This window comes from Aeromonas sp. QDB63 (assembly GCF_027707425.1).
GTDB classification, from domain to species: domain Bacteria; phylum Pseudomonadota; class Gammaproteobacteria; order Enterobacterales; family Aeromonadaceae; genus Aeromonas; species Aeromonas caviae.
Genome location: NZ_JAPCIS010000002.1, coordinates 1 through 21792, shown reverse-complemented (window position 1 = coordinate 21792; position 21792 = coordinate 1). Strand labels below are relative to the sequence as shown.

24 protein-coding genes and 1 other RNA gene are annotated in these 21792 nt (G+C 63.1%); 8 read left to right on the top strand and 17 right to left on the bottom strand.

Annotation, left to right across the window (positions count from 1 at the left end):
• Positions 1-78: 78 nt before the first annotated feature.
• Both ssrA and smpB read right to left on the bottom strand, forming a co-directional pair.
• Positions 79-438, bottom strand: a transfer-messenger RNA (tmRNA) gene (gene ssrA, locus PG879_RS01555).
• Positions 439-560: 122 nt separating this feature from the next.
• A complete protein-coding gene (smpB, locus tag PG879_RS01550) occupies positions 561-1049 on the bottom strand; it encodes an SsrA-binding protein SmpB (protein ID WP_010673973.1) in 489 nt (162 codons plus the stop codon).
• Positions 1050-1297: 248 nt separating this feature from the next.
• On the opposite strand from smpB, the gene PG879_RS01545 reads away from it, so the two are divergent.
• Both PG879_RS01545 and PG879_RS01540 read left to right on the top strand, forming a co-directional pair.
• On the top strand, positions 1298-1732 hold the full coding sequence (locus PG879_RS01545; RefSeq protein WP_010673974.1) for an SRPBCC family protein: 435 nt from the start codon (positions 1298-1300) through the stop codon (positions 1730-1732).
• On the top strand, positions 1725-2081 hold the full coding sequence (locus tag PG879_RS01540) for an RnfH family protein (protein WP_143237303.1): 357 nt from the start codon (positions 1725-1727) through the stop codon (positions 2079-2081). The genes PG879_RS01545 and PG879_RS01540 overlap by 8 nt, the downstream gene beginning before the upstream one ends.
• Positions 2082-2148: 67 nt before the next feature.
• Here the strand turns inward: PG879_RS01540 and PG879_RS01535 are convergent, their stop codons facing one another.
• From PG879_RS01535 to yiaY, 3 genes are all read right to left on the bottom strand, one after another.
• Positions 2149-2784: an NAD-dependent epimerase/dehydratase family protein gene (locus PG879_RS01535; RefSeq protein ID WP_210600026.1), complete on the bottom strand. Its 636-nt coding sequence runs from the start codon at positions 2782-2784 to the stop codon at positions 2149-2151.
• A gap of 100 nt (positions 2785-2884) precedes the next feature.
• A complete protein-coding gene (locus tag PG879_RS01530) occupies positions 2885-3223 on the bottom strand; it encodes an outer membrane protein assembly factor BamE (RefSeq protein ID WP_029314185.1) in 339 nt (112 codons plus the stop codon).
• Positions 3224-3355: 132 nt separating this feature from the next.
• On the bottom strand, positions 3356-4507 hold the full coding sequence (gene yiaY / locus PG879_RS01525) for an L-threonine dehydrogenase (RefSeq protein ID WP_143237305.1): 1152 nt from the start codon (positions 4505-4507) through the stop codon (positions 3356-3358).
• A gap of 392 nt (positions 4508-4899) precedes the next feature.
• On the opposite strand from yiaY, the gene udp reads away from it, so the two are divergent.
• Positions 4900-5655 (top strand): uridine phosphorylase, encoded by a 756-nt coding sequence (udp, locus tag PG879_RS01520; RefSeq protein ID WP_010674037.1) that lies wholly within the window; start codon positions 4900-4902, stop codon positions 5653-5655.
• A 107-nt stretch (positions 5656-5762) separates the two neighbouring features.
• On the opposite strand, the gene PG879_RS01515 is transcribed toward udp, so the two are convergent.
• Entirely contained in the window at positions 5763-6494 is a 732-nt protein-coding gene (locus PG879_RS01515; protein WP_080988597.1) for an RluA family pseudouridine synthase, read from the bottom strand.
• 194 nt (positions 6495-6688) lie between these two features.
• Here PG879_RS01515 and rihA point away from each other — a divergent pair, with 194 nt between their 5' ends.
• The gene (gene rihA, locus PG879_RS01510; protein WP_043154549.1) at positions 6689-7624 is read left to right on the top strand and encodes a pyrimidine-specific ribonucleoside hydrolase RihA; all 936 of its coding nucleotides are present in this window, start codon (positions 6689-6691) and stop codon (positions 7622-7624) included.
• Positions 7625-7653: 29 nt separating this feature from the next.
• Positions 7654-8130, top strand: a complete 477-nt coding sequence (locus PG879_RS01505; RefSeq protein ID WP_029314217.1) for a hypothetical protein — start codon at positions 7654-7656, stop codon at positions 8128-8130.
• A gap of 96 nt (positions 8131-8226) precedes the next feature.
• Here the strand turns inward: PG879_RS01505 and PG879_RS01500 are convergent, their stop codons facing one another.
• The 3 genes from PG879_RS01500 to PG879_RS01490 all read right to left on the bottom strand — a co-directional run bounded on the left by PG879_RS01500 (position 8227) and on the right by PG879_RS01490 (position 10851).
• On the bottom strand, positions 8227-8523 hold the full coding sequence (locus PG879_RS01500; RefSeq protein WP_039039881.1) for a winged helix-turn-helix domain-containing protein: 297 nt from the start codon (positions 8521-8523) through the stop codon (positions 8227-8229).
• Positions 8520-9050, bottom strand: a complete 531-nt coding sequence (locus tag PG879_RS01495; protein ID WP_010674042.1) for a DUF1523 family protein — start codon at positions 9048-9050, stop codon at positions 8520-8522. The genes PG879_RS01500 and PG879_RS01495 overlap by 4 nt, the downstream gene beginning before the upstream one ends.
• 178 nt (positions 9051-9228) lie before the next feature.
• Positions 9229-10851, bottom strand: coding sequence for a methyl-accepting chemotaxis protein (locus PG879_RS01490; protein ID WP_143237306.1), 1623 nt, complete (start codon positions 10849-10851; stop codon positions 9229-9231).
• A gap of 164 nt (positions 10852-11015) precedes the next feature.
• Here PG879_RS01490 and PG879_RS01485 point away from each other — a divergent pair, with 164 nt between their 5' ends.
• Positions 11016-11648 carry a LysE family translocator gene (locus PG879_RS01485; RefSeq protein ID WP_039039878.1) on the top strand — a complete coding sequence of 211 codons (633 nt, stop codon included), beginning with the start codon at positions 11016-11018 and terminating at the stop codon, positions 11646-11648.
• Positions 11649-11774: 126 nt separating this feature from the next.
• Here the strand turns inward: PG879_RS01485 and PG879_RS01480 are convergent, their stop codons facing one another.
• From PG879_RS01480 to PG879_RS01450, 7 genes are all read right to left on the bottom strand, one after another.
• On the bottom strand, positions 11775-12878 hold the full coding sequence (locus PG879_RS01480) for a beta-N-acetylglucosaminidase domain-containing protein (protein WP_210600025.1): 1104 nt from the start codon (positions 12876-12878) through the stop codon (positions 11775-11777).
• 45 nt (positions 12879-12923) lie between these two features.
• Positions 12924-14651 carry a potassium/proton antiporter gene (locus PG879_RS01475; protein ID WP_010674047.1) on the bottom strand — a complete coding sequence of 576 codons (1728 nt, stop codon included), beginning with the start codon at positions 14649-14651 and terminating at the stop codon, positions 12924-12926.
• A 269-nt stretch (positions 14652-14920) separates the two neighbouring features.
• Positions 14921-15067 carry a hypothetical protein gene (locus tag PG879_RS01470; RefSeq protein WP_143237308.1) on the bottom strand — a complete coding sequence of 49 codons (147 nt, stop codon included), beginning with the start codon at positions 15065-15067 and terminating at the stop codon, positions 14921-14923.
• A complete protein-coding gene (locus PG879_RS01465) occupies positions 15067-15753 on the bottom strand; it encodes a M15 family metallopeptidase (protein WP_143237309.1) in 687 nt (228 codons plus the stop codon). Before PG879_RS01465 ends, PG879_RS01470 begins: the two co-directional genes overlap by 1 nt.
• A 29-nt stretch (positions 15754-15782) precedes the next feature.
• Positions 15783-16910, bottom strand: a complete 1128-nt coding sequence (dapE, locus tag PG879_RS01460) for a succinyl-diaminopimelate desuccinylase (RefSeq protein ID WP_010674050.1) — start codon at positions 16908-16910, stop codon at positions 15783-15785.
• A 22-nt stretch (positions 16911-16932) separates the two neighbouring features.
• The gene (locus PG879_RS01455) at positions 16933-17283 is read right to left on the bottom strand and encodes an ArsC family reductase (protein WP_039039874.1); all 351 of its coding nucleotides are present in this window, start codon (positions 17281-17283) and stop codon (positions 16933-16935) included.
• A gap of 363 nt (positions 17284-17646) precedes the next feature.
• The gene (locus tag PG879_RS01450; RefSeq protein WP_185975516.1) at positions 17647-17961 is read right to left on the bottom strand and encodes a hypothetical protein; all 315 of its coding nucleotides are present in this window, start codon (positions 17959-17961) and stop codon (positions 17647-17649) included.
• A 285-nt stretch (positions 17962-18246) separates the two neighbouring features.
• Between PG879_RS01450 and dcuC the strand changes: the two genes are divergently transcribed.
• Positions 18247-19623, top strand: a complete 1377-nt coding sequence (gene dcuC / locus PG879_RS01445) for a C4-dicarboxylate transporter DcuC (RefSeq protein WP_143237311.1) — start codon at positions 18247-18249, stop codon at positions 19621-19623.
• A gap of 137 nt (positions 19624-19760) precedes the next feature.
• Positions 19761-20900 (top strand): M20 family metallopeptidase, encoded by a 1140-nt coding sequence (locus PG879_RS01440; RefSeq protein ID WP_143237312.1) that lies wholly within the window; start codon positions 19761-19763, stop codon positions 20898-20900.
• A gap of 70 nt (positions 20901-20970) precedes the next feature.
• Here the strand turns inward: PG879_RS01440 and PG879_RS01435 are convergent, their stop codons facing one another.
• Positions 20971-21627, bottom strand: a complete 657-nt coding sequence (locus PG879_RS01435; protein ID WP_103259793.1) for a hypothetical protein — start codon at positions 21625-21627, stop codon at positions 20971-20973.
• Positions 21628-21792: the final 165 nt, after the last annotated feature.

Here is a 21792-nt window from a genome sequence, read left to right as displayed (position 1 = left end):
GGGCGGATACATCCTCTCAAGGTGAGAAAAAGGATACAAAAAGGGCCACTTCTTGCGAAGTGGCCCTTTCCAAACGTTTGGTGGAGCTGGGGGGATTTGAACCCCCGTCCAAAATTACTACATCCTCGGTACTACATGCTTAGTCACTCTTTACATTCGCCAACACGCTGCGGAGAGACACGCCACGCATTGACTAGCTCGATTGGTTTTAATGCTTCCGCCCCGAGCAGGACTTCCACACGATCCTGTGAAGGATGACCTTCCATTTCCCTAGGACACAGGCAAGCTAGGGGAGAAGGGCTCAGCGCAGGTTATTAAGCTGCGAGTGCGTAGTTTTCGTCGTTTGCGACTATTTTTTTGCGGTTTATTAACGAGGCCTACCGCACCTCGGCATGCACCTTGGGTTTCGTGAATCTTGTCGAATCCAGAATCAGCCCCAAGTTGTCAAAAGGGATTGTACGCAAAAATCCTGTCATGGCAAGGCGTTGATGGCAATCGACCGGCCTTGGCCGGTCGATTGCTGGTTTATTGGTCGCCGCATGGGGGCCGGCGGCGCACAATCAACCGCGGTGCTTGTTCTTCATGATGCGGGCCTTCTCACGGTCCCATTCCCGTGCCTTGGTGTCTTCCCGCTTGTCGTGCTCTTTCTTGCCTTTCACCAGGCCGATCTCGACCTTGACCCAGCACGCTTTCCAGTAGAGGGCCAGCGGCACTATGGTGTAGCCCTGACGAGCGGTCAGGCTCTCGAGCTTGTCGAGTTCACGGCGACTGAGCAGCAATTTGCGGGTGCGGGTCGGATCGCATACCACGTGGCTGGAGGCGGCGTTCAGCGGCAGGAAGCTGGAGCCGAACAGGAAGGCTTCTCCCTGCATGAAGATGACATAGGCTTCGCTGATGTTGGCCTTGCCCGCCCGCAGGGACTTCACTTCCCACCCTTGCAGGGACAGGCCGGCTTCCACGCGCTCTTCGATGAAGTACTCGTGACGGGCGGTTCTGTTGAGTGCAATGGTGCTGGACCCGGCTTTGTTTTTACTGTTCTTTTTGCTCATGACGGGGGCCTTAGGCAATGTTTAGGAAGGCGCATTATACGTGGGTGGCGGCGGCTGTAAAACGCACAGCGCTCCGAGTGGCGGCTTTGTGAGCAGTTCGATGACGATTTTGAGGGAAGGGCGGGGCGAGAGCGGACCACACTGGCCGGAAAGTGTGCGATTGCCCTGCTTGGTGACCCGCGAACAGTTTCGGCGGTGATTTTGGCTGACAAGGTGATAAAATCGGGCCGATTGGATGAGGAAAACCCATGCCCCGTATTACTCGCAGTGCCCTGGTGATGTTCAGCGCGGAACAGATGTTCCGGCTGGTCAATGATGTTGATGCCTATCCTGAGTTCCTGCCTGGCTGTGTCGGCAGCCGTGTTCACGAGTCAGGTGAAGACTACATGATGGCCTCGGTCGATGTGGCCAAGGCAGGTATCGCCAAGACCTTTACCACGCGCAACCAGCTTGATGCCAATCGCACCATCAAGATGGAGCTGGTGGAGGGGCCTTTCAGCAAGCTGGCGGGATGGTGGACCTTCACACCCCTGGACGTGGATGCCTGCAAGGTGGAGTTCGATCTCGACTTCGAGTTCACCTCCAAGCTCATTGAGCTGGCCTTTGGCCAGATCTTCCGCGAGCTGGTGAGCTCCATGGTGCTTGCCTTCTCCAATCGTGCCAAGGTGGTTTACGGTGTCTGATCTCCTCAATATCGAAGTGGCCTATGCCCTGCCCGAGCGGCAGACGGTGCTGTGCATCCGGGTCGCGCCCGAGACCAGCGTGCTGGCGGCCATCGAACAGTCCGGCATCCTGCAAAAGCACCCGGAGATCGACCTGTCGGTCAACAAGTTCGGTATCTACAGCCGTCCGGTGAAGGGCACAGAGTCGGTGCAGGAGGGGGATCGCATCGAAATCTACCGCCCTCTCATCGCCGATCCCAAGGAGATGCGCAAGAAGCGTGCGGAAAAAGCCAAGGAAGAGGGGCGTGCCGATGTGGTCACCGGCGGGCGGCCCGATGTGCACCGCAAGCGAGACGATGCCGGCACCTGACGGGTGATGGGCTGTGACAAGGGGCGCCGTGGCGCCCCTTTGTGATCGTCTCGCCCGGCACAGGGCATCACAGGGTGAGCAGGCGCTCGTTTTCCACTGTCTCTATCCCGCTCTCCTGGATGGCAAGGCGCGCCATGGCGTGCGCCACCTGACTGGCCTCGATGGCACGCCAGCGGCGCAGCGAACCGCGCAGCAGGGGCTTTACCAGCGGATAGATGGCCTGGATGATCTGCTCCGAACGGCGCGCAGGTTCGCGATGGCCGAGCAGCATGGCCGGGCGCAGGATGACGAGCCGCTGCCACTCCTGGGCCAGCAGGGCCTGCTCCATCTCGCCCTTGGTGCGGGGATAGAGGGCAGGGGAACCCGGGTTGGCGCCCAGACTGGAGACCACCAGCAGGCGGCGGCAGCCGTGGCGACGGGCGAGCGCGGCAAAGGCCAGCACATAGCCGAGATCGACCCGGCGAAATGCCTCGGCCGAGCCGGCATCCTTGCGGGTGGTGCCAAGGCAGCAGAAGGCAATGTCTACAGGGGAGGGCAGCGTCAATCTGTCCAGCGCGTCGAACGAGGTGGGCAGCCAGGTGCGTCCCGGAGCGGGATCGCCCGGTTTGCGGCAGAGCAGGAGGAGGTCGTGCTCCGTCCCCAGCTCGCGCAGCAAGGCTTTGCCAATCAGACCGGTGGCGCCGGCAATCAGGAATCGACCCATGATGATCTCCTCGGGGCAATGAGGCATCCAGAGTGTGGCCCGGCGACATCACCGGGGCCAGAGAGAACAAAACCGGCAGAAGCCGGTTTTGTAATGTCATCTAGAGCGGTGTGGTGAAGGCGGCAGGGAGAGGGAAATCACCGGTCACTGTGGCCAGTCTGTCACCCACGAAGTTGAGGGTCAGCTCCTTGCGCTCCTTGTCGCCCCGACCGGGCTGGAACTCATAGAGGTAGTACCAGGTGTTGGGGTCAAAGCTGTCGCGCAACATGGGAGAACCCAGCACGAACTCGACCTGTTCGCGGGTCATGCCCTGGCGCAGCTTGTCGACCTGCTTTTGTTCCACATAGTTGCCCTGGGGAATATCGATGCGATAGACCAGGCTGCAACCGGACAGGGTGAGGGCGGTCAGGGCCGCGGCAATCAGGTGTTTCATCCGCATATCGGGTTCAGATCATCCATACAGTCTTTTTAGCTCGGCAAATCATACCCACTCCCCGTGCGGAAGTAAAAAGCCATTGATCCATCAGCCAATAAAAAGGGCCGCGTGGCGGCCCTGGCAGATCTTGCCCCCTTACATGGCGGCGCGGAAGATGGCGACGATCTCCGCGTGAGTCGCCTGCCTGGGGTTGGTGAGACCACAGGCATCCTTGAGCGCATTGGTGGCCAGCACGTCTAGGTCGTCGGCCCTGACCCCGAGCTGCTCCAGACCGGCGGGGATCTTGACGTCGCGAGCCAGTTGCCGGATGGCGTCAATGGCTGCCGCCGCACCCTGCTCATCGCTCATGGCACTCACATCCACCCCCATATGACGGGCCACATCCTTGAGCCGACCGGCGCACACCCGGGCGTTGTAGGCCTGGACATGGGGCAGCAGCACCGCATTGCACACCCCGTGGGGCAGGTCGTAGAAGCCGCCGAGCTGGTGAGCCATGGCGTGCACATAGCCCAGGCTTGCGTTGTTGAAGGCCATGCCGGCCAGGAACTGTGCATAGGCTATCTGCTCACGGGCATGGAGATCCTCCCCCTGATGCACGGCGGTGCGAAGGTGTTCGGCAATCAGTGCGATGGCCATCACGGCGCTGGCATCGGTGACCGGGGTGGCGGCGGTGGAGACATAGGCCTCGATGGCGTGGGTCAGGGCATCCATGCCGGTGGCGGCGGTGAGGCCGGCGGGCTTGGCCAGCATCAGTTCCGGGTCGTTGACCGACATCAGCGGCGTGACGTGCTTGTCGATGATGGCCATTTTCACCTGACGGGATTCGTCGGTAATGATGCAAAAACGGGTCATCTCGGAGGCGGTGCCGGCGGTGGTATTGATGGCGATGAGCGGCAACTGCGGCTTGGCGGAGCGATCAACCCCCTCGTAATCCTTGATGCTGCCCCCATTGGCGGCCACCAGGGCGATGCCCTTGGCGCAGTCGTGGGGTGAGCCGCCGCCGAGCGAAATGACGCAGTCGCAGCCGTGGGCCCGGATCATCGCAAGACCCGCCTCGACGTTGGCCACGGTGGGATTGGGTCTGGTCTCATCGAACACCACTGCGTCGATGCCGTGCTCGGCCAGGAGGGCGGCAAGCCGGCCCACCACGCCAATCTGGCCCAGGATCTTGTCGGTGACGATGAGCGCCTTGCGATAGCCATGTCCCTGGATATCTGCTGCCGCCTCCTGCAGGCAGCCCGCCCCCATCAGGTTGATTGCGGGAATGTAGAACTTGAATGTCGCCATGATGGACTCCGTATGATTAGCCATTAAGTGGTATGCGGGCGCCAACATAACAGCGTCGGAGGGGATGAGAAGGGGGCAATGGTATCTCGTTTGCAACTTTGTGGACTCGATCGCGCTCTTTAAATGGACGGTCGATCAAGGCTTGACAAGGGATGGGAGTGCAAAAGGAACGTAAAAACGTTTTTCAAGAAATTCATCATCTTAGCAAACGTTTTGCGCCATTTTTGTCAGCTTTGAAGCGCAGAAGTGTGAGGCGCATCAAGGAATTGGAAAGCGCTTTCGACCATAGTTGGCGCCTCCCCGGATGAGGGGACACCGGCTTGAAAGTACCGTAAAGAATCACCTTAACTGCACTCGGCTGCCATGCGGCGGGGCGCAACCAGGAGTCCACTATGTCTGATGTATTTCACTTGGGTTTGAAAAAAGCGGATCTGCAAGGCGCCACCCTGGCGATCGTCCCCGGTGACCCCGAGCGCGTGAAGCGCATCGCAGAGCTGTTGGACAACCCGGTGCACCTGGCCAGCCATCGTGAATTCACCACCTGGCGCGGCGAGATGGACGGCAAGGCCGTGATCATCTGCTCCACCGGTATCGGTGGCCCGTCCACCTCCATCGCGGTGGAAGAGCTGGCCCAGCTGGGCATCCGTACCTTCCTGCGCATCGGCACCACCGGCGCCATCCAGCCGCACCTGAACGTGGGCGACGTGATCGTCACCACTGGCTCCGTGCGCCTCGACGGTGCCAGCCTGCACTTCGCGCCGATGGAGTTCCCGGCCGTGGCCGACTTCGACTGCACCACCGCCCTGGTGAACACCGCCAAGGAGCTGGGCTCGAAGCTGCATGTGGGCGTCACTGCTTCTTCTGACACCTTCTACCCAGGTCAGGAGCGTTACGACACCGTATCCGGCCGCGTAGTACAACGTTTCCAGGGTTCCATGAAAGAGTGGCAAGCCATGGGCGTGCTGAACTACGAGATGGAGTCCGCCACTCTGCTGACCATGTGTACCAGCCAGGGCCTGCGTGCGGGCATGGTGGCCGGTGTCATCGTGAACCGTACCCAGCAGGAAATCCCGAACGCCGAAACCATGGCGAAAACCGAATCTGATGCCATCAAGATCGTGCTGGGCGCCGCCCGCAAGCTGATCTGATAGCACTACACCGAGTGGGGGGTGGGGGCCGTTGCGAAAGCGCGGCCCCTATCTTTATCCGCCGTTTGCCCCTTTTGCCTTCCTGGCCCTGCTTTCCCCCTTCTTCGTTACCCCTGTTGCCCCGTCATGGCCGCCAGTGCCTGCGCAAAGGGCGCTTCACAGCGGATCTGTACCGCTTCGCCGCTCACCGGGTGCACAAAACCGAGTTCACTGGCGTGCAGCATCAGTCTGGGGGCTCGTTCGCAGCCGGGCGGGAGCAGGCCGCCATAGAGATCGCATCCCAGGATGGGATGGCCCAGCCACTGGCTGTGGATGCGCAGCTGGTGGGTGCGCCCGGTTTCCGGTACCAGCCTGACCCGGGTCAATGGCACCGGCTGGCCTGCCCCCTCCAGGGTGAGCCGCTCCATCACCCGATAGCGTGAGCGGGCGGGTTTGCCGCTGGCGGCGCAGATGCTCATCAGCGGGAACAGCGCCGGATCCTTGGCGATGGATGCGTCGATGACGCCCTCATCCACCGCCAGATGGCCGCAGAGCAGTGCCTCGTAAGCCTTGCTCACGGTGCGCTGGCTGAACTGGTGGCAGAGCAGGGCGTTGATGCTCTTGTTTTTGGCCACCACCATGACGCCCGAGGTGCCAAAGTCGAGGCGGTGCACCAGGGTGCAGCCGGGGTAATCCTGTACCAGCCGGTAGTGGACCGAATCGAGGTTCTGCGGGTTCTTGCCCGAGAGGCTCAGCAGGCCGCTCGGCTTGTTGATGAGTAGCAGATGCGCATCCTCAAACAGGATCTCGATGGTGGCGGCGCAGGGCGGGGCGATGAAGGTGTCGACGATGACGGACATGGGGCAGCCGGACGATGAAGGGGGAGGGATCATACCCGAACGATGGCGGCGCGGCGAATCTGGATGTCCTCTCCCAAGGCCTGTCGCCAAGTACTTGATCTCGTTGGTTGAGGCGTTTTGTGACTCCCTCCTGAGTTCATCTGGCCATCTCTTGCTAAGGTATGGCTCCCTGTCATGTTGTAAGGAGTCTGTCCATGGCGTTGCCCGTTATTCTCGATTGCGATCCCGGCCACGATGATGCCATCGCCCTTATTCTGGCGCTGGCGAGCCCCGAGCTGAAGGTGCTGGCGGTCACCACCAGCGCGGGCAACCAGACCCCGGACAAGACCCTCAACAATGCCCTGCGCATCCTGACCCTGCTCGGCCGCGACGACATCCCGGTGGCGGCGGGGGCAGCCAAGCCCCTGGCCCGTGAGCTCATCATCGCCGACAACGTCCACGGCGAATCGGGGCTGGACGGCCCAGAGCTGCCGGATCCCGCCTTTGCTCCCTGGGCGATGAGCGCCCTTGAACTGATGGCAAGATGTCTGCGCGAGAGCCCGGAGCCGGTCACCCTGGTGCCGACCGGGCCGCTCACCAACATTGCCCTCTTGCTGGCGGCCCACCCCGAGCTCAAGCAGAAGATCGCCCGCATCGTACTGATGGGGGGCGCCGCCGGTGCGGGCAACTGGACCCCCGCGGCGGAATTCAATATTTATGTGGATCCCGAAGCGGCCGATATGGTCTTCAAGTCGGGGCTGCCCATCACCATGTGCGGGCTGGACGTGACCCACGAGGCCCAGGTGATGGACGAGGATATCGAGCGGGTACGCGCCATTCCCAACCCGGTGGCGCAGTGCGTGGCACAGCTGCTCGACTTTTTCATGATCTATCATCGGGATCCCAAGTGGGGATTTGCTGGCGCGCCGCTCCATGACCCCTGTACCATCGCCTGGCTGCTGGCGCCCTCCCTGTTTCACGGGGTGGAGTGCCGGGTCGATATCGAAACCGGCGGGACCCATACCCTGGGTATGACGGTGGTGGATCGCTACGACCTGACCGGCAAACCGGCCAATGCCCTGGTGCTGCTGGGGCTCGACAGGGTCGGTTTCATCGAGTTGCTGGTGCAGCGACTGCGCTCATTTGGTTGACATCCTGGACATCGGATAAGGGGTTGAGAATGTGGAAAGGGACGTTGGCGCTGCTGACATGCATGCAACTGACGGGTTGCGCGACCCCGTTCGAGAAGATGTGGCAGGGGCTGGCGACCTGCGAGCTGGACACCCTTCATCTCGACATCGAGACCGGGCGCCCGGCCAATCCGCAGCTCGCCATGTATACCCCTGACAAGGTGAGCGAGGGCTTTGCCTGGTACAAGGTCCATCAGGAGTTGCACGGCCTGCCCATCGTCGGCTTCCTGGTGCCAGCCTCCACCTTCGAGGTACATGCCCTCTTCGTGGATACCCCCATCGCCAATGCCCGCAGGCTGACACATAACGCCTATGGCAGCGAATTTTCCGACGAGAGGCTGCATGACGAGGGGATGGCCCCCCTGTTGCTGCGCGACCCCAACAATCCCAAGCGCTCCATCATCGACTGCACCCGGGGTGAGTCGGCGGAGCCGCTGCCGGAAGAGTCTTTCGGCGAAGGGGAGTGAGTCCGGGGGAGGGCAACGGGATATCAGGCCAGACAAGAAAGGGGGCAGCCGCAAGGCTGGCCCCTTCTCTATGGGAGCAGACCCGGGTCCGGGGTGTCAGGGATACCCCAGGGTCTGCCTGATGACGGGAAGCTGCGCAGCAATCCAGGCCGGATTTATGGGCCCCCAGTCGCTGATGCGGTAGTGCCCCTGCAGATGGCGAGCCCCCTCGGTCTGCTCGAAGGCGCACTGGATGTCGAGCTCCGCCAGGGCGCTGAGGGTGTCCTGGGCGGTGCGGCGCGGCATGCCGGTCGCCTCCATGATGGCGGGCACGGTGTCCGTGCCCTGACTGATGAGGTGAGCCACGTAGAGCCGGCGATAGAAGCTGGTGCGGGTCTTGCTCGGCTCGCTCATATCTCGTCCTCGAGGCGATCGAAGTAGCGCCAGGTGGCGATGGCCGCCTTGCCCATCACCAGGGCCCAGACACCGAACCAGAACCAGCGGAAGAAGCTCCAGGTGGAGGCATCGGGCTCGGTGCTCGCGATCTTGGTGACGTTGGGGAACATGGAGAACATGTTCACGCGCCAGCCGTAGGAGGTGATGATGGCCAGGCGTTTTTCGAACTCCATGGACTTGGCCTTGGCCTGGACGTCGGCGGCGTTGAACTTGAAGTAGAAGGGCCAGCCCCATTCGGTGTCTTCATTGCGAAACACCCGGATCTTCTCGCCGGGGCGCTCGGTGTAGATGTAATAGACGTCGGTGGTGGGGCCGTCAGCCGGGTTCTTCTGGCTGATGGGGCCATCCTTGTCGGTGCGCTTCACCTCCACCCCGGTGATGGTGGCGATGGTGTGCTCCGGCAGATAGAAATCGAGCCAGAGTGCGGAGAGCAGGGCGATGAGGCCGAGCATGATAAAAGCGGGTTTCTTGAACTTCAGGCTCATGATGATCTCTCGATGAGGGGGAGTGACGTGCCTCTACCATACCCACATTTGTGAATGCAGCCCAGCCCCCAATGGCACCTTGATGGCAAAAACCCGTTTTAAACAGGAGGCGTGAAGGGGGAGGGGCAAGTGCGGGGCCTGCGCCGGGCCCCGCGGTATCGAAGAGACCCTCTCGGGATCAGAGCTGGAACTGGGCAAGCTGCCTGCGCTGCTGCTCGGCGAGCTGTGACAGTTCGTGACTGGCGGCGGCACTCTGGCTGATGCCGGCGGCGTTCTGGTTCACGATCTCGTGGATGTTGGTGAGGTTGCGGCTGATGTCGGCGGTGACGCAGGATTGTTGTTCTGCCGCGGTCGCCACCTGGGCGTTGGCACCGTTGATCTGGTTGACCGCGTCCGTGATGCCCCCCAGCAAGGCCTGTACCTCGGCGGAGAGCTGCTGGTTGTGGCCAAGGATCTCCAGGGTCTGCTGCACGCCGCTGTTGGCGGAGAGGGACTGGCTCTGCAACTGCTCGATGATGGCCTGGATCTCCTTGGTGGAGTCCTGGGTACGGGCGGCCAGCAGGCGCACTTCGTCGGCCACCACCGCAAAGCCGCGGCCGCTTTCACCGGCGCGGGCCGCCTCGATGGCGGCGTTGAGGGCCAGCAGGTTGGTCTGCTCCGAAATGCTCTGAATGACTTCGATCACCTTGCCGATCTGCTCGGACTGGGACTTGAGCCTGGCCACCACAGTCGCGGCGTTCTCCAGACTGCCCGCCATGCGGCCGTTGGCCTCGATGCTTTCGGCAAACAGGGCCAGCCCCTGTTCGACCCGACTGTTGGCATCCCGGGCCAGCTCGTCGGCCAGGGCGGCGTTGTGGTTGACGTTGTCGGCGGTGCTGGCCAGCTCGGTGACGGCGGAGGCCACCTGTTCGGTCTCACCACGCTGCTGCTGGGCGTTGACCTCTGCCTGGGTCATCACAGCGGCAAGCTCGGTGGCGGCGGAGGCCACATTGCCGCTGATGCCGGTCAGGGTCTGGATGGTGTTGGCAAGCTGGCTCAGGGTCCGGTTGATATCCCTGGCGAGCTGGCCCAGCTCGTTGTTGCCTTCGGCATTGGCACGCACGTTGAAGCGGCCGAGGGCGACGGCGTGCATCACCTCCTGCAACTGGCCGATGGGCTGCACGATGCGCCCGGAGATCCACCAGCCACCCAGCAGGGCCGCGATCAGGGTGCCCCCCATCAGCAGCAGGGTGCGCAGCAGGGTCGCGCGGTAGTGGGCCTGCTCCTCGGCAATCTCAGTCTGGGTCAGCTGATTGATGTGGACGGACATGGCATCGATCTGCTTGATGAGCGCCTCCCCCAGATCGCGAAAGTGCAGGCGGGCCTGCTCATAGGCGGCGGGATCGCCACTGCCTTGGTACTTGGCGGTCAGCAGGGGCAGCATGCTGCTGCGGGTATGGCCGAGGTAGGCCTGCAGGGCGGCCGCGACCTGACGGTTGTCCTGCTCGGCACCGGTGACAACCAGTCTGGTCAGGATGGCGCCAATCTCCTGCTCTGCGGCGGAGAGCTGGGTCGGCAACTGGGCGAAGAGTGCCTCATCGTAGAGGCCGTAGATGGCGTTGGTGCGCAGCCGGTAGGTGGCGTGGATCAGGGCCGCGATGTCGTCCTTGTGGCGGGTGACGCTGGCGGTGGTTTCATTCATGTCCTGAATGGCACCGTCGATTTCCTGTTTGCTGATCACGGCCATCAGCAGCATCAACAGGCTGGCGAGCAGGAGAGGGATAAGCACTTGAAGACGAATGGACAGATTATTCAATGACATGAAAGATCCTAACCCGAAAGAGGAGTGAAGCGGCATCTTACACAGGCGCGACAATCCTTGTCACAGGGTTTTTAATGCTAAATTCTTGCTGAATGAAAAGGTTTTTCTTGTGTTAAAAGAGTGTGATAGGCAAGATCGTCTGCTTGTTACCCTGGAGGTGTAGTGTGTCCGACTGGATTGATCCCGCCATCTTGGCGCTCTTTATTCCCACGTTCTTTTTTGTCTCAGTAACCCCCGGTATGTGCATGACCCTGGCGATGACCCTGGGCATGAGTCTGGGGGTGCGCCGTACCTTGCACATGATGTGGGGGGAGCTTGTCGGCGTCGGCCTGGTCTCCGTGTTGTCGGTGGTCGGGGTGGCGGCAGTCATGCTCAATTACCCGGCCCTGTTCTCCGCATTCAAATATGTAGGTGGCGCCTACCTGGTCTGGCTTGGCATCCAGATGTGGCAGGCCAAGGGCAAGATGGCCATCCCGGCGGATCTCTCGGCGGGCCAGCAGACCAGCCCCATGGGACTGGCCGTGCAGGGTTTCGTGACCGCCATCGCCAACCCCAAGGGGTGGGCCTTCATGGTCTCCCTGCTGCCCCCCTTCATCAATGCGGCCAAGCCGATGGCACCCCAGATAGGGGCCCTGGTCGCGCTCATCCTGGTCATCGAGTTCTCCTGCCTGATGCTCTATGCCAGCGGTGGCCGCACCTTGCGCCATTTCCTCGCCAAGAGCGGCAATGTCACTCTGATGAACCGGATCGCGGGCTCTCTCATGCTGTTTGTCGGGGTCTGGCTGGCCTTCGGCTAAACACCCGCTCAATCTGCCGCCCTATGTGACGCCATGGGGCACCTGAAGAGAGATCATGCAAAAAGGCCACCTCCCTGCCCGGGAGGTGGCCTTTTACATGGGCCCGTTTTTCATGGACTCATGGGGTCAGTCGGTCAGGCAGTCCGGATCGAACACGTATTCCCCGGCCAGCCAGCGCAGGATCTCGTTCACGCAGGCCTGATCCTGGAACGGCAGGTAGCGGCTCTTGAGGTGGATGACCTGCTCGGGGGTGAGCTGGGCCAGACCGATGTCCTGGAAGAGCGGCAGGTCGGCCTGGATCATGGCGGAGATCTGCGGCCCGCAGGTGGCGTTGAGGGAGGCGTGCAGCGCCTTGTCAGGATCGTACTGCTTGCCGAGCTTGTAGCTCATGGGCAGGGTGGCGAGCGGCAGGGCCGAGAGGGCCGCCTGCTTCATGGGGTTGACCGCATGGCCGCTCACGAGCTCCGCCAGCTCTGCCGGACGGTTTTCGAAGGCGCGCAGGTGCAGGAAGCTGCTCGCCTTGCTGCCGTCATTGACCGGATAGTTGTCCCACAGGAAGGGCTTGCGATGGAGCCAGTCGGCGGCCTGTTTGAGGTGGGCAGCCGGATACTCGGTGGAGCAGACTTTGGGGCCGGTCCAGAAGACATCGATGCGCTTGTCGAGCCCCTGACCCAGATCCTGCAGATAGTGGGGGGGCATGGCACCGAACACCTTCTCCAGCACCGGATCCGTGCTGTAGTAGCTGGGGCAGAACAGCAGGCGACCTGCGTCGGTGTGGGCCGCGATGTCGTGGGCGATGGTGAGCTGCCAGTGGGCGAGATCCGGGGTGTCCCCCTTCATGTCGTCAAACAGGATCGCCAGGATATCGGGCTTGAGCGCCTCCTCGATGAGCCTCACCTTCTCCAGCAGGGCGGGTCGCTGGCGGGCATAGTCGTGATGGGCCCCCATGGGGCTCAGGCCCACCCCGAAGGCCAGACCGTTCTCCCGGCACCGGCGTGCGAGCTGGCACAGGGCTTCAAGCTGGTCGGCGGGCCAGGGTGTGGCCCAGTGCTTGCGCAGGTAGCCGTCTTCCTTGGGGGCGTAGAGGTAGAAGCCATAGCCGTGGCGGGGCAGCCACTGGGCGTAGCGGGCACGGGCTTCCCAGCTCCAGCCCTTGCCAAAGAAACCCTCGATGAGGCCCAGCTTGGGCGAGGGAGGATACAGACCGGACAACAGGGTTTGATAAGGCATGGTTCACTCCCTTCTCACACAAATGCGGGCTACGATGGCCGGCGCCTAGACGGGGTCTTCTTCCAGGAAGCGTACCCCTATCTTGCGGGGTTCACCCTCTTCCATTTCCGCCACCGTCCAGAGCAGTCCCTGCCAGGCGACATGGTCACCGACCACCAGATTATCGCCCAACTGATGGGCAATAAAATCGCCGAGGCTCTGATCCGCCACCTCGCTCACATCCAGCCCGTAGAGCGGGGCGAGATCCACCAGCCTGGCGTTGGCCTCCAGCAGGAAGTCACCGAAGAAGCGCGGGCCCAGATCCTGCTCCGGCGCCTGGCTGAAGAGCTGACCGAGGGCGGGCAGGTCATGCTCGTGGCCGATGACGCAGAGGATGTCATCGGATTGCAGGCAGGTACTGCCCGAGGGGTGGAGCAGCTCCTGGCCGCGGAACAGGGCGCAGATGCGGGTGCCCTGGGGCATGCGCAGCTCCCGCAAGGGGGAGCCGATGCACCACTTCTCGGCGCTCAGGCGATAGACGAAGGTCTCCCACTGGCTGTCGAGATCGATTTCCAGCCCAGAGCGGTTGATGGGAGAGGGCGGGGCGGGCACCTCCACTCGCGCCAGCTTTGATGCCAGCGGCAGCGAGCTGCCCTGCAGGATCAGCGAAACCAGCACCACGAAGAAGGCGACATTGAAGTAGAGCTGGGCATTGGGCAGCCCCGCCATCATGGGGAAGACCGCCAGGATGATGGGCACGGCGCCGCGCAGCCCCACCCAGGAGATGAACCAGCGCTCGCGGGGCGCGAAGTTCTTGAACGGCAGCAGTCCAATCCAGACCGACACCGGACGGGCAAACAGGATCATCCACATGGCCAGGGCCAGCGCCGGCAGGGCGATGGGCAGCAGCTTGTGGGGAGAGGCGAGCAGCCCCAGCACCAGGAACATGCCGATCTGGCTGAGCCAGGTCAGGCCGTCCAGCACGGAGAGGGTGGTGCTGCGGCTGCGCAGGGAGAGATTGCCAAGCAGCAGGCCGGTGAGGTAGATGGCGAGGATGCCGCTGCCCCCCACCGCCGTGGTGAGGGCGAAGATGAGCAGGCCGCCGCTCACCGTGAGCAGGGGGTAGAGACCGGGGGCGAGCTTGGCACTGTTGATGAGTTTCCACAGCAGCCAGCCCCCCGCAAGGCCGATGCCAGCGCCCAGACCAAACTGCTTGACGAGTTGCAGCAGCAGGAAGCCGGCATCCAGCCCCTGCTGGGCGGTGGCCAGCACCTCGATCAGGGTGACGGTGAGGAAGACCGCCATGGGATCGTTGCTACCCGATTCTATCTCCAGGGTGGCGCTGACCCGCTCGTTGAGGCTGCGCCCGCCGAGCAGGGAGAAGACTGCCGCCGCATCGGTGGAGCCGACGATGGCACCGATGAGCATCCCCTGCATCAGGTTGAGGTCGAACAGCCAGGCGGCGGCGAGGCCCGTGAGGCCGGTGGTGATGGCCACCCCGACCGTGGCCAGCGAGAGCGCGGGCCAGAGTGCGACCCGAAAGGAGGAGACCCGGGTGCGCATGCCGCCGTCCAGCAGAATGATGGCCAGTGCCAGGTTGCCCACCAGGTAGGCGACCGAGTAGTCGGCGAAGTGAATGCCGCCGGGACCATCCTCACCCGCCAGCATGCCGACGGCGAGGAAGATGACCAGAATGGGGATGCCGACTCTGGAGGAGAGTGCGCTCAACAGGACACTGGCGCCCACCAACAGGGCACCGATGAAGAAGAAACTGTTGACGGTGGTGGCATCCAATGGCGAACTCCTTATGGCGGGCTGCAAAACAGGCACATTATATGCAGATTGACCCCCTTTGTGTGGCTTAATTGTGCATTGTTTTGCAGTTTTTTACGTTTGTTGCGCGGTTTTCAAGCAGGGCGAGGGCGGAGTGCCCGCGCGGGAAAGCGCTGGGAAAGGGGGCAATGGATGGGGCTTTCAGTGCAGGCAGAGGGGGGCGGCAGAGGGCGGAAAAATGCCGTGGACGGGGAGGGGGCAGGAGCGCCGACGGGCTCCTGCGAGGAGGGTCAGTCGTCCTCGCCGTCCTTGACCTCCCGGATCTTGTCCTTGTACTTGGGCAGCTGTTTCTCGAGCTGCTTCATGTCCTTGATGGCGTTGAGAAACAGGCCGAGCAAAAACAGCAGCGGCAAGCCTATCCATAACCACAAGCTCATCAGAATCTCCTTTCGTGGTGTGCCGGGGTGACATAGCGGGCCAGGATCTCGTCGAGATGGGCCAGGATGCACTCCTTGCCTTCAATATCCGCCCGTTCCAGACAAAGCGCCAGCGCCGCCGGATCCAGGGCCAGCCCGTCGGATTCGGGCGCGAAGCTCAGGTGCCAGGGCTCGTAGGCCACCCCCTGATCCGGTTGCTCCCCTTTTGCATAGGGCAGGAAGAAGCCGAAGTCGTTCATGCGATCGTCCAGCCATTCGCGCAAATCGGCAAACCAGCCGCCCGCCTCGTACTCCCAGGGTTCCAGCGCGAGCCGGGTGCCGGCGGGCAGGCAGTCCGGATCGTAGATGTCGAGATCCGTGCCCCAGTGATGGCGGCTGGTGCCGGGCAGGGCGCTCCAGTGCAGGATGGCGTGCAGTCGTTCGGTCTCGCCCAGTTGCAGGGCATCGAGGGGCTGGTTGTTCGCATCCAGCAGAGGGCGCTCCCCGCGCCACTTGCCGTTCCAGATGGCGAGCTGGCGCTCGAAGCCGCGCCAGCTGGAGGCCGCCTGCAGGTTGAAACCGGCATGGGCGGCAGCCACCTGCATGTCGTTGAAGGCCGCCGCGGTGGCGGCGGTCAGACGATGGGGGCCGCGCCCCACCAGGATGAGGTGGCTCTCATCCAGCCCAAGCAGTTGATCCTGATTCATGGTCTGGTCTCTCTTGTCCGGAGCGCTGCTCATGCCAGCAGTCGTGCCAGCACCCCTTGGTACATGTCCGCCAGCAGATCCAGATCGTCCGCCTTCACGCACTCGTTCACCTTGTGGATGGTGGCGTTGACCGGGCCGAGCTCGATGACTTCCGCCCCGGTGGGAGCGATGAAGCGCCCATCGGACGTGCCCCCCGTGGTGAGCAGGGCCGGCTGCTGGCCGTTCACTGCCGCCACGGCGGCGACGGTGGCGTCCAGCAGGGCGCCGGTGTCGGTCAGGAAGGGCTGGCCGGAGAGGGTCCACTTCAGCTCGAAGTCCAGGCCGTGACGGGTCAGCAGCGCCTCGACCCGCTCGCGGATAGCCGCATCGGTGAGCTCGGTGCTGAAGCGGAAGTTGAACTGGACCTGCAACTCCCCCGGGATGACGTTGGAGGCGCCGGTGCCGCCCTGGATGTTGGCGATCTGGAAGCTGGTGGGGGGGAAGTAGGCGTTGCCCTTGTCCCACTCGATGGCGGCGAGCTCCGCCAGCGCCGGGGCCGCCTTGTGGATGGGGTTGTCCGCCAGATGGGGGTAGGCGACGTGGCCCTGCACCCCGCGCACCAGCAGATCGCCGGTGATGGAGCCACGACGGCCGTTCTTCACCACGTCCCCGACCTGGGCGGTGGAGGAGGGTTCGCCGACGATGCACCAGCGGATCTTCTCGTTGCGTGCCTCCAGGGTGTCGATGACGCGCACCGTGCCGTTGATGAAGGGCCCCTCTTCATCCGAGGTGATGAGAAACGCGATGGAGCCCTTGTGGTCCGGGTGCTCGGCCACGAAGCGCTCGGTCGCCACCACCATGGCGGCCAGGGACCCCTTCATGTCGGCGGCGCCCCGGCCATGGAGCATGCCGTCCTTGATGGTCGGCTCGAATGGCGGGGTGTCCCACTTCTCCAGGGGGCCGGCGGGTACCACGTCGGTGTGGCCGGCGAAGCAGAAGAGGGGACCCTCGCTGCCACGGCGTGCCCAGAGGTTGGTGGTGTCCTCGAAGACCATGGGTTCGATGACGAACCCCAGGCGCGCGAGGCGCTCCGCCATCAGGGTCTGGCACCCTTCATCCAGGGGGGTAACGGAGGGGCGGCTGATCAGATCCTTGGCCAGTGTGATGACGTCCGACATCGGTGTTCCTTAACAGAAAAAGTTAACGGGAGAAGAGGGATTGATAGAGGTCTGCCTTGAAGCCCAGGGTCAGGGTACCGTCCTGGTCCAGCAGCGGGCGCTTGATCATGGCCGGGTGGGCCAGCAGCAGGTCACGGGCCTTGGCGGTGTCGAGCCCCTGTTTTTCTGCTTCCGGCAGGGCGCGGAAGGTGGTGCCACGGGTGTTGAGCAGGGCTTCCCAGCCCAGCTTGGCGAGCCAGAGATCGAGCTGCTCCGGGCTCAGACCGTCGGCGCGGTGATCGTGAAAGCGGTAATCGATACCCGCCTCCTCCAGCCACTTGCGGGCCTTCTTGATGGTGTCGCAGTTCTTGATGCCATAGAGGGTGGTGGCCATGGGGGATCCTTTGTCTGCGGGCCTGCGGCCCTGAAATCGTGCAAGGGCCCGATTCTGGCATTGTGGGCCCCCCATGGCAACGCTCATGGCCGGATGGGCTGGTTTTACCAGTCAGGCCGAGTGGAGAAGGGAGGGGCCGCGCGCCAGCACACGCTGGTCTGGGACGGGATGCGCTGCGGTATCAAAGGGGGAGACCGGGGGCAGGAGGCCCTTATGCTGCACGCCTGGCCGGATAGGACGACAGGGGGCAGGGCGCCTCACAGGGACACACACCTGGCCTGGGGCCGGGGAAGAAACGGTGGGGGCCAAAAAACCAGAACGCGCCTGCTGGTATGGGCGCGTTCCGGATTCAGGGGGCGGCACTCAGTGCAGGGTGGTCCACTCGTGATCGAAGACCCGTGCCCGCTCCCAGGGGGCATCCGGCAGGCTGGAGGAGAGGCCGCCGTACTTGCCCACGTCATCCATCACGATGGCGGAGAGAATGGGCAGGTGATTTTCGGTGCAATACATGCGGATGCGTTGCAGCAGGGTGCGCAGTTCATCCTGGCACTGCTCCAGCCCGGCCTGCCTGGCCAGTTTGGAGTAACGAATGGTGGTGCGTTCCTTTGCAGACTCGACGAGGATGTCCCACAGCTTGCAGTCGCAGGTCGGGGTGCCTGCGGTGGCTTGGTTTGTCATAACTCTCTCCGGTGCGAAATGGTCGCTCTGTGTCGACGGGCATCTTGGCCAGTTCACCCCGGCGGGATGTTGATCCAACGCAAACAAAGTGGCGGTTGTCGGTCAGGGATACCCTGGGGAGCATTCTAGATCCAGTTCCTTGATGTTAAATGTCGTTTTTAGTTTTATTTTTGGAGTAAAAATCTACAACCGTTTGCTTTTTCCATCTTTATTGATGGTGATCAAGAGGAAAGGGGAGATCCCCCACTAGATTGCGCTTCTCTATAATCTTGTCAGGAGTGCACCTTGGAACTCGTCTTCGTCTTGCTCGTGCTGATCGCCGTGGTCTACGGCATCGTCAAGGATTACAACCCGCAGGCGGTGCTGGCGCTGGCGGGCATGGCCCTCTTCACCGTCGCCTACTGGCTGGGACTGCACCCCATTCTGCCCGCCGACAAGAGCACCGGCTTCGCCCTGTTCGACCTGTTCGAGGTGTTCAAGGGGATCTTCTCCTACCGGGCGGCGGGGCTCGGCCTCACCATCATGGCGGTGGCCGGCTTTGCCACCTACATGTCCCATATCGGTGCCTCCCAGGCGCTGGTGCAGGTGGCGGTCAAACCGGTGGCGGGCATCCAGTCCAGCTACCTGATGCTGGCCATCTGCTACCTGGTGGCGGTCTTCGTCTCCCTGTTCGTTACCTCCGCCACCGGCCTTGGCCTGCTGTTGATGGTCACCATGTATCCGGTGATGCGCAACCTCGGTATCAGCCCGGCCTCCGCCTGTGGCGTCATCGCCACCTCCCAGGCGTTTGAAATCGGCCCGACCCAGACCAACGCCATCTTCTCCGCCGGTCAATCCGGCATGGATCCCACCAGCTATTTCGTTGACTACCAGATCTGGCTGGTGGCTCCCATGTTGCTGGTGACCATGGTGCTGCACTTCTTCTGGCAGCGGCACTGTGACCGTCAGGAGGGCTGGGATCCCGCCCTGCATCGCGGCGAACACGCGGAGCTTGACGAAAAAGGGGCAGATGAGGTGGCCGCGCCAACCTGGTACGGCCTGCTGCCCATCATCCCCTTCGTGCTGATGATGACCTTCTCCAAGCTCCTGGTGACCAGCATCAGCGTCAGCGTGGAGGTGGCCATGCTGCTGTCGGTCTTTATCGGCATGCTGTGCGAGCTGCTGCGCACCCGCTCGGTGCGCACCGCCTTCGCGGGGCTGTCGAGCTTCCTCGACGGCATGGGCAAGGTGTTCGGCCCAGTGGTGGCGCTGATCGTCTGTGCCGAGCTCTTCGCCGAATCCCTCAAGGCCATCGGCGCCATCGACACCCTGCTGCACTCTGCCAGCAATGCCGGCATCGGCAGCGGCCTGATGACCCTGGTGATGGTGGGGCTCATCATGGTGGCGGCGGTCATCATGGGCTCGGGCAACGCGGCCTTCCTCAGTTTCTCCTCCCTGGCCCCCGCGGTGGCGGCCAAGTTTGGCGTGCCGGCGGTGACCATGCTGCTGCCGATGCAGCTCGCCTCCAGTATCGGCCGCACCGTCTCCCCCATCGCGGCGGTGCTCATCGCCTGTGCGGGCATCGCCAAGGTCTCTCCCTTCGTGGTGGTCAAGCGTACCAGCGTGCCCATGGCGGGGGCCCTGGTGACGGCGCTGCTCCTCAACTATCTGCTGTTCATGTAAAGGCTCTGGTGTAGAGGCGGCGGCCAGCTGATCCACGCTGGCCGACCGCCGTTGACGAGGCGGCGCCGAGTGCCCGCCCACTCTTATCGTTGCAAAAACAGTCTGTGTTTTACGCAGATTGTTCCATGGAGAAGACAATGAACGACCTCAAGCGCCCGTTTTCACTCGATACCTATCTGGCGGATCTGGCCCCGCTCATCAACCTCGACTGCGGCACCCGCACCCCGGCCGGGGTGGCCCGGGTCGCCGATATCATGACCGAGAAATATGAGGCCATCGGCTGGCAGGTGACCCGCCACCAGTTCGCCGCCGAGTGCGGCCCCTGCCTCGAGGCAACCAATGCCCCGGGGGCGGATCACTACGACGTCATGCTGGTGGGCCACATGGACACCGTCTTCCCCGAGGGGACGGCGGCCAAACGCCCGCTGAAAATCGAAGACAATCAGGCCTTTGGTCCCGGCGTCTCGGACATGAAGAGCGGCCTGCTCTCCACCTGGTATGCCTTGAAAGAGCTGGACCCGGCCGTGCTGGCCAGGCTCAAGGTGCTGGTCTGCTGCAACTGCGACGAGGAGATTGGTTCCCCCTGGTCCAAAGAATGGCTGGTGAAAAAAGCCAAACAGAGCGGCTGCGTGCTGGTGGCCGAGGCGGCCCGCCCGAGCGGGGATCTCATCAGCGCCCGCAAGGGCAATGCCAAGTACCGCATCACCTTCCACGGCAAGGCCTCCCATGCGGGCTCGGCCCTGGCACAAGGGATTTCCGCCATCACGGAGCTGGCCCACTGGGTGCTCGCCATCAACGAACAGGTCAACATGGAGACCGGCACCACCATGAACGTGGGGGTGGTGCAGGGGGGCACCGGCGTCAACGTGGTGCCCGACTTTGCCGAGGCGATCGTGGATTTGCGCTTCTGGCGCAACGAAGAGGCGGCAGCGGTGCACGACCGGCTCACCTTCATGGCCAACAACCCCTTCCTCGCCGGTTGCCGGGTCGAGGTGGCGCGCCAGAGCTTCAAGCCCGCGATGCGCCCGAGCGGCGACACCGAGGCCCTGATGGCACTGGTGGAGGCGGCAGGCAGGGAGGAGGGAGTCCCCTTCACCTGGCTGGAGGCCGGTGGCGGCTCCGATGCCAACTTCACCGCGGCGGCCGGGGTGCCGTCCCTCGATGGCTTCGGCCCCATGGGGGGCGGCTTCCACTCGGAGGCGGAGTTCCTGCTGCTGGAGAGCATCGAACCGCGCATCCGCCTGCTGAAGCGGGTGCTGGGCAAGCTGGCCAAATAGGTCAACGTTAAGGACAAGCAAAACGGGAGGCCAGCGCCTCCCGTTTTTTATGTGTCGCCCTCGTGAGAGGTCATTCCTCGTCCTCCAGCAGATAGGCGAGGTGCTCCTGGCGCGCCACCTGCCAGTGGCCGAGCGTCAGCGGCGCCGTAAACCCGGGGCCGTCGGTCACCATGGTGTGGTACTCCCCCTGCTCGCCGCAGGCATCGAAGCCATCCCGATCCGCCAGTTGCTGCAGATCGCTGAGGGTGCCAGCATCGAGCCTGCGCCCCACCCACTCGGGGGCCAGTACCCGGGTATCGACGCAGGAGAGGTGGGCGACGATGCCGCGGGCCAGCATGTCCGCCAGCAACGCCTCGCGGGGTTGCTGCCAGAGCGGGGTGTGAACGGTGAGCCCCAGGGGGCGACAGCGCTCGCGGATCCAGTTCGGCGCGCCCCCCACGCTGTCGATGTCGCCGGTGACGACCCCATCGAGTTGCCACTCCTCTTTCAATGCCGCCAGGGCCCGCTCATAACCGAGATCGAAGGGCGCTTCGATGGTGACCAGCCGATGGGGCAGTGCGAGGGCCGCCGCCTGACGGCGAACCTGTGACAGGGGATGGGCGAGAAAGCGGGGCGCTGGCGGGGCAAAGGTGATCAGGGCCACCACCTGATGGCCCGCCTCCCGGGCGTGGCAGAGGGCCTGCATGGCATCTTTGCCGCCGCTCCAGAGCAGGATGACGCGAGACATGGGGGATTTCCGCAAAGAAAAGAGGGGTCATGCTACCCAGAGTGGGGGGCGATGGCAAAGCGCGGGTCGGAGATGCGGGGATAAAAAAGGCGCTGTCCCAATTACATGTTGAAAGGCTAACCTTGAAGTAGGTCATCACCCTGAGGGCCTCCATCATGGATACCC

Coding starts and splice junctions, on each gene's coding strand:
- PG879_RS01440 (WP_143237312.1), top strand. CDS start 19,761: ATGAACGACCTCAAGCGCCCGTTTTCACTCGATACCTATCTGGCGGAT.
- PG879_RS01490 (WP_143237306.1), bottom strand. CDS start 10,851: ATGTCATTGAATAATCTGTCCATTCGTCTTCAAGTGCTTATCCCTCTC.
- udp (WP_010674037.1), top strand. CDS start 4,900: ATGTCTGATGTATTTCACTTGGGTTTGAAAAAAGCGGATCTGCAAGGC.
- PG879_RS01505 (WP_029314217.1), top strand. CDS start 7,654: ATGTGGAAAGGGACGTTGGCGCTGCTGACATGCATGCAACTGACGGGT.
- PG879_RS01465 (WP_143237309.1), bottom strand. CDS start 15,753: ATGAATCAGGATCAACTGCTTGGGCTGGATGAGAGCCACCTCATCCTG.
- PG879_RS01535 (WP_210600026.1), bottom strand. CDS start 2,784: ATGGGTCGATTCCTGATTGCCGGCGCCACCGGTCTGATTGGCAAAGCC.
- PG879_RS01500 (WP_039039881.1), bottom strand. CDS start 8,523: ATGAGCGAGCCGAGCAAGACCCGCACCAGCTTCTATCGCCGGCTCTAC.
- PG879_RS01480 (WP_210600025.1), bottom strand. CDS start 12,878: ATGCCTTATCAAACCCTGTTGTCCGGTCTGTATCCTCCCTCGCCCAAG.
- smpB (WP_010673973.1), bottom strand. CDS start 1,049: ATGAGCAAAAAGAACAGTAAAAACAAAGCCGGGTCCAGCACCATTGCA.
- PG879_RS01545 (WP_010673974.1), top strand. CDS start 1,298: ATGCCCCGTATTACTCGCAGTGCCCTGGTGATGTTCAGCGCGGAACAG.
- dapE (WP_010674050.1), bottom strand. CDS start 16,910: ATGTCGGACGTCATCACACTGGCCAAGGATCTGATCAGCCGCCCCTCC.
- PG879_RS01435 (WP_103259793.1), bottom strand. CDS start 21,627: ATGTCTCGCGTCATCCTGCTCTGGAGCGGCGGCAAAGATGCCATGCAG.
- PG879_RS01470 (WP_143237308.1), bottom strand. CDS start 15,067: ATGAGCTTGTGGTTATGGATAGGCTTGCCGCTGCTGTTTTTGCTCGGC.
- PG879_RS01450 (WP_185975516.1), bottom strand. CDS start 17,961: ATGACAAACCAAGCCACCGCAGGCACCCCGACCTGCGACTGCAAGCTG.
- PG879_RS01515 (WP_080988597.1), bottom strand. CDS start 6,494: ATGTCCGTCATCGTCGACACCTTCATCGCCCCGCCCTGCGCCGCCACC.
- rihA (WP_043154549.1), top strand. CDS start 6,689: ATGGCGTTGCCCGTTATTCTCGATTGCGATCCCGGCCACGATGATGCC.
- PG879_RS01455 (WP_039039874.1), bottom strand. CDS start 17,283: ATGGCCACCACCCTCTATGGCATCAAGAACTGCGACACCATCAAGAAG.
- PG879_RS01530 (WP_029314185.1), bottom strand. CDS start 3,223: ATGCGGATGAAACACCTGATTGCCGCGGCCCTGACCGCCCTCACCCTG.
- yiaY (WP_143237305.1), bottom strand. CDS start 4,507: ATGGCGACATTCAAGTTCTACATTCCCGCAATCAACCTGATGGGGGCG.
- PG879_RS01495 (WP_010674042.1), bottom strand. CDS start 9,050: ATGAGCCTGAAGTTCAAGAAACCCGCTTTTATCATGCTCGGCCTCATC.